Consider the following 4,998-nt stretch of genomic DNA (forward strand, 5'->3'; position numbering starts at 1 on the left):
GGACGGGCCCGGCGTCGTGCCGGGGCGGCGGGGGCCGCTCAGGCGGGGACGGCCGCCTTCCGGGCCGGGTCCGAGCGGACCAGGAACACGGCGGCGATGATGGCCGCCACCGCGATGGCGTCCCAGATGCCCTCCACGGCCCACGAGAGGCCGGCGATGATCAGCAGCGGCACGAAGGACACGGCCGCGATCTCGACGGGCACCACCGGGATGTAGGCCACGCCGAACTGGTCCATGGTGCCGGACTTCAGCTTCGGGTCCACGATGCGCAGCATGGCCACGCCGGTGGCGACGGCGCCGGTGGCCCAGCCCCAGGTGAACATCTGCTTCTCGAACCAGGACTCGGTCATGACGTGCGGGGCCACGACCAGGCCGAGGAGGACGGCGAGCGCGAGGCCCACGACGAACAGGATCAGCAGCGGCTGCCAGTAGTCCAGGATCACCTTCGGGGCGATCGAGGCGATGCCGCAGACGATCAGGATGTCGGTGGCGGTGCCGGAGACGGAGTTCAGGGACGCCGAGTCCAGGAACGTGGCGGTCTCCGTGACCTGGAACAGCAGACGGCCGATGATGCCCAGCACGAACGCCACCGCGAAGGCGGGGATCATCAGCTTGGAGCCCTCCGGGCCCACGATGGAGGGCCACACGCCCTGGAACCAGGTCAACCAGGCCGTAGGCGGCGGCGCCGAACATGGCGACGATGCCCACCTGGAGGGCCAGGGACTCCACGGAGGCGGCGGAGGAGGTGTGGCGGCCGATCACGGGGCGCTCGGCGACCTGGCCGAGCACGCCCGTGCGCAGGTCCTCGGGGATGGAGGCCAGGCCGGCGTACTCGCGGGCGTTGGCCGCGTAGGCGTCGCCCACGGCGGCGGCGGAGCCGAAGCCACCGGCCCAGCCGGCGAACAGCAGCAGGCCGAAGGAGTCCGGTGTGTGGAACAGCGGCCGCAGGATCAGCAGGATCAGCAGGGCCGCGAGGGCGCCGATGGCGACCTGGGAGGCGTAGATCAGCACGCCGTAGGCCGCGAACGAGCCGACGGGCGGCCGATCTTCCGGACGTCGAAGTCATCGGTCAGGGCCAGGCAGACGAAGACGAAGACGATGACGATGAGGATCGAGCCGTAGGTGCCGACCTGGTCGCTGAACGGCAGCCAGCCGGCGCCGTTCGGCCCCAGGGCCAGGCCGAGGATGCCGGCGATCACGGACGCCGGGATCATGAGGGTCTGCAGTGGCGTGAACACCGCGCGGGCGAGCGTGCCGATCGCCAGCAGCGCGCCGATCAGGCCGGCGTCCACCAGCACGGACCACGCCGTGAACTGTCCATCTATGGGTTCTCCAGGAGTGCGAGTCGTGAGGCGGGGACGCCGCGGGTGCGGGCGGGACGGCCGTCCTCCGACCAAGGCGGGGGACCGACGGGGGTAGCAGGGACGGACGGGGGACACAGAACCGGGCACCCGTCCACTCGACCCCCACCAGGCACGACGATGGCGCCGCCCCTCCTCTCGGGAGGGACGGCGCCGTCGTCGGCGGGGCGGCTCAGGCGCGCTCGGCGGTGCCGGTCTGCGTGCCGGTCTCAGCGCCGGAGTAGTCCAGGGTGAGCTCCTCCGAGCCGGCGGTCAGGGCCGAGGGGGCGGAGCCGGACTTCAGGGCGGCGAGGCGGGCCTCCACCTCGGTCTGCTCGCCGAGGTCCTCGAGGGACTCGAACTGGGCGTCCAGGGAGGACGCGGCGAGCTCCTGCTGGCCGCGCACGCGGGCCTCCTCGCGGCGCACCTTCTCCTCGTAGCGGGAGATCTCGGAGGTCGGGTCCATGATGTCGATGGACTTCACGGCCTCGTTGACCTTGGTCTGGGCCTCGGCGGTGCGGGAGCGGGCGGTGAGCTCGTCGCGCTTGGAGACCAACTGCTGGCGCTTGACCTTCATCTGGTCCAGGCCGGTCTTGAGGCGGTCGACGATCTCGCGCTGGGAGGTGATGGTGGGCTCGGCGGTCTTCGTCTGGCGCTCCGCGTCCATCTGGCGCTCGATGGCGACCTTGGCGAGGTTGTCGAACTTGTCCGCGTTGGCGGCCTCGCCCTTGGTGCGGAACTCGTCCGCCTTCTGGGAGGCGGCGAGGGCCTTCTGGCCCCAGCTGCGGGCGGCCTCCTGGTCCTCGCGGTAGTCGTCCTCCATCATGCGCAGGTTGCCGATGGTCTGGGCGACGGCCGCCTCAGCCTCCGCGATGTTGTTGGTGTAGTCCCGGACCATCTGGTCCAGCATCTTCTGCGGGTCCTCCGCCTTGTCCAGCATCGCGTTGATGTTGGCCTTGGCGAGCGTGGTGATGCGGCCGAGGATGGACTGCTTGACCATGATGTCTGCCTTTCGTCGTGCTGGTGGATCTCCCGCAGGCCGTGGGACCTGCAAGTCGTGCTCCCGGCGCGTCCGGCGCCGGGGGTCTGTGTGTCGGGTCGTGCGCGGCCGGCTCAGAACCCGCCGAAGTCGGCGTCGCCGAAGCCGCCGAAGTCGCCGCCGTCCAGGCCGCCGCCGCCGAACCCGCCGAAGCCGCCGCCGCCCCAGTCGCCGCCGCCGAAGCCGGAGTCGTGGTGGTGGCCGCCGAACATCGAGTTCATGAGGATGCCGCCGAGCAGGGCGCCGCCCAGGCCGCCGGCGAAGCCGCCGCCCGCGCCCGAGCGGGGCATGCCGTAGCCGCCCCGGTACCCGGCGCCGGCGTAGCCGCCGCCCAGACCCCCGTAGCCGCCCATGCCGCCGTAGCCGAAGTCGGCGACGTCCTGCTGGGCGCGCTCCGAGGCGCGGTCGGCGAGCTGGGAGGCGCGCTGGGCATGGTCGAGGGCCGCCACCGGGTCGGTGGAGCGCAGGGACATGGCCGTCTGCAGGGAGCGGTCCGCCTCCGCCAGGCGCGTGCGGGCCTCCGAGCCCACGGCGCCGCGGCGGGCGCCAATGAAGTCGGCTGTGCCGTCGATCTGGGCCTGGGCCTGGGAGATGGCCGCGGAGAGCATCTGCTCGGCCTGCCGCGCCTGCTCGCGGGCGTCACGGACGCCGGACAGCGGGGTGTTCAGCTGCCGGTGGGCGCTCTCGAGGCGCTGCAGCAGCGCCAGGGGGTCCGGGCGGCCGGACTGCAGCTCCGCACGGACCGCGGCCAGCGTCTGCTGCATGCCGCCCACGGGGCCGGCCAGCTCCGGGTTGCGGCCCGCGGAGAGGAGCGCCTGGGCCTCGGCGAGGTCCTGCTCCGACTGGGAGATGCCCATCTGCAGGTTCGCCACGTGGGTGGACAGCGCGGCCCCGGCCTTGGAGACGGCCTCGGTGAGCGTGCCCACCTGGGAGAGGGACTCCTCCGCGGCCCGCACGGCCACCGCGGCCGTGGAGCGGTCGCCGGCCTCCAGGGAGGCCCTCGCCTTCGCCTCGGCCGTCTTGACGAACTCCAGGCGCTCGCGGGCCTGCGTCGCGTTGTCGTTGACCTCGGTGAGCGCGGACTCGGCGTAGCGGCCGTGGAGGTCCACCAGCTCGCGCTCCGCGGCCTGCACGGCGCCCTCCGCCTGGGGGACGCGGGACTCGAGGGCGGAGATGGCCTCCGGGACGGAGTTCTCGAGGTCGCGCAGGGAGTCGAACTCCTTCTTGTGCGCCGCGAGGGTGGCGCCCACCTGCTCGGAGCGGGCGATGATCTCCTTGAGCCAGGAGCGCTGGTCCGCCTCGGTGTCCGGGATCTCGTCGTCCAGCTGGTGCTGCAGCTGGAAGGAGGCGCGCATGTGCTCCTTGGCCTTCTCGATGTCCTGGCGGAACGTGCCCACCGCGCCCTCGCCGTAGGAGGCCATCGCGAAGCCGACCTCCTGCTCCGAGGAGCGGATCGCGTCGTCGGCGGCCACGAGCGTGGCGCCGGCGCGCTTCCGGAGCTCGTCCACGGACAGCTCGTCCAGCGGGTCGCGCGACGCCTGCGGGCCGGTGGCGACGGCGCCGGGCTCGGCCCCGCCGTCCGACTTCCTGCGCCGGCGGGACACCACGTACGCGCCGCCGGCGACGGCGGCCAGCGCGCCGGCGCCCACCAGGGCCCCGGAGGCGCCGTTGCCGGAGTCGGACGTGGAGGTCTGGGCGGAGGAGTCCTGCTCCGCGGCCTGGGGGAGCGTCCCGTCCGGCTGGTAGGTCTCCCCGGAGCGGCCCCGGCCGTCGAGGGTGCCGTTGGCGGCGTCGTCGAGGCCCTGCACGGCGGCGACGGCCGGCGCCTCCCAGTCCCCGCCCGCGGCGGCCTTCCGCAGGGCCGGGAGGATGTACGCGGAGCGGATGTCCGACTGCATGGTGGAGGACATGCCCGTGTCGAACCCGTAGTTGCGGTTCTCCACGGCGATGGCGAGCACGGAGTCGCTGTTCCCGAGGCCGCGCTGCTGCACCACGGAGTCGATGGTCGCCTGCGGCGTGGAGTCGAACTTGTCCACGTACACGACGTAGAGGTTCTGCCCCGCCTTGGACTGCAGCTGCGTGATGTCCTGCGTCAGCTCGCTCTCCTGCGCGGAGGAGAGGACCTCGGCCTGGTCCACCACGAACGTGCCAGGGGGGACGTCCACGGCGGCATGCGCGCCGGGGGCGAGGAGCGCCGTCGTCGTGATCGCCCCCAGTCCGCCGAGGACGGCGGCGCGGCTGAGCCGCGGGGCGGACGGACGGACGACGGACTCGGCCATGGGGAGCTCCCTTTCCGGGGACGGGGTGCGGAGGCCGGGGGCGCCGGCCCGCCGCGGGTCTGGTGGCCCTGATTCTAGGGTGGCGCCGCGCGGGGGCATAGGGCCGCTCCCCGGCAGCCGACCGCGTGCCTCCAGCCCTCGGCGGACAGGGGACGCGGGCTCTCAGCACCGCGGGGAAGTCTGGGGCGAACGTCCAGGGATCGTCCAGAGTGGGGGGCCACCATGGGGCGCGCAGCGCACCGGCCGGACTGCACGGACGGCGGCGCGGACCAGAAGCCGGCACAGACCAGAAGCGAGGCCACCGTGGAGCATCCCGCCCCGGACACCGTCACCCCCGAAG

General features: G+C 73.3%; 4 protein-coding genes. All 4 read right to left on the minus strand.

The features are described from left to right. Nucleotides 1–38: 38 nt before the first annotated feature. Nucleotides 39–665, minus strand: a complete 627-nt coding sequence (locus tag MHY29_RS11170) for a hypothetical protein (protein WP_239241265.1) — start codon at nucleotides 663–665, stop codon at nucleotides 39–41. A 339-nt stretch (nucleotides 666–1,004) separates the two neighbouring features. Continuing rightward, entirely contained in the window at nucleotides 1,005–1,298 is a 294-nt protein-coding gene (locus MHY29_RS11175) for a hypothetical protein (protein ID WP_239241267.1), read from the minus strand. Between the two features lie 235 nt (nucleotides 1,299–1,533). Next, nucleotides 1,534–2,340, minus strand: a complete 807-nt coding sequence (locus MHY29_RS11180) for a PspA/IM30 family protein (protein WP_239241269.1) — start codon at nucleotides 2,338–2,340, stop codon at nucleotides 1,534–1,536. Between the two features lie 113 nt (nucleotides 2,341–2,453). Further along, complete coding sequence (locus MHY29_RS11185) at nucleotides 2,454–4,658, minus strand: TPM domain-containing protein (RefSeq protein WP_224354570.1); 2,205 nt, start codon at nucleotides 4,656–4,658, stop codon at nucleotides 2,454–2,456. Between the last annotated feature and the right edge of the window lie 340 nt (nucleotides 4,659–4,998).

It is taken from the genome of Micrococcus sp. ACRRV (assembly GCF_022346985.1).
Taxonomy (GTDB): Bacteria; Actinomycetota; Actinomycetes; order Actinomycetales; family Micrococcaceae; genus Micrococcus; species Micrococcus porci.